At 66.9% G+C, this 801-nt stretch carries 1 protein-coding gene; it reads right to left on the bottom strand.

The annotated features are described in order from the left end of the window. On the bottom strand, positions 1-801 hold an 801-nt coding region (locus tag IE095_RS18115), incomplete at both ends, for a serine/threonine-protein kinase (RefSeq protein ID WP_505825561.1).

The raw sequence follows: 801 nt of genomic DNA on the forward strand, positions 1-801 counted from the left end.
CCACGGCCAGGACAGCCACAAGCCCGCCCGCGCCGAGAAGCACGCCCATGTTCGACTTTTGCGTCGCAGTCCCCACCGAGGCCGTTTCAGCCGGGCGTGACATTGGCGGTGCCGTCTCGCGCCGCAGCGGGGCCGTCGCGGCGGGCGGCGTGAGGTCCGGTTGCAGGTTGTCGGCTTGCACGGGGCGCGATGGCACCACCGCTTCGGCCACAGGCGCATGAACCGGCGCCGGTTCCGGTTGGGCCGCGGGTTCCGCGGCGGGTGTCACGACAGGTTCGACCACCGGTTCCGGCACGGTTTCGCCTGCAACCAGATTGGCCAAGAAGCTTTCGTTGATCGGGGTTGCCACCTCGTCCATGGCGTCTTCGCGGATATGGGCCAGCCAATTTTCCGCCGTGTTCGGGCGTTCGGCCGGATCATAGCCCATCGCCGCATCCAAGGCGCGGCGGAAGGCCGGGCGATAAAGCACCGCCACTTTGCGCAGCGGGCTGTAATTGTCGGCCACTTTCAGCGCCGCCGCCTCGGCCCGCGATTTGGCATCGGGCGGTGGGCGGCGGGTGATCGCGTTGTAAAAGCTGGCGGCCAGCGCATAGAGGTCGGATTTCACCGTCACGCCATAGGGATTTTCCAGCAGTTCCGGTGCGATGAACGGGTTCGGAACCTCGGCCCCCGAAGCCTCGTGGATCGTCGGGCTGGCCAGGCTGGTCAGCAGGATCGGCCCGGTGATCCGCACATCGCCCTCGGAGGAGATATGGATCAGGTCCGGCGTGATCGCCCCATGTTCAAAGCCCAGACCATGCA

The sequence above is a fragment of the Neogemmobacter tilapiae genome, assembly GCF_014652215.1.
Lineage (GTDB): Bacteria > Pseudomonadota > Alphaproteobacteria > Rhodobacterales > Rhodobacteraceae > Neogemmobacter > Neogemmobacter tilapiae.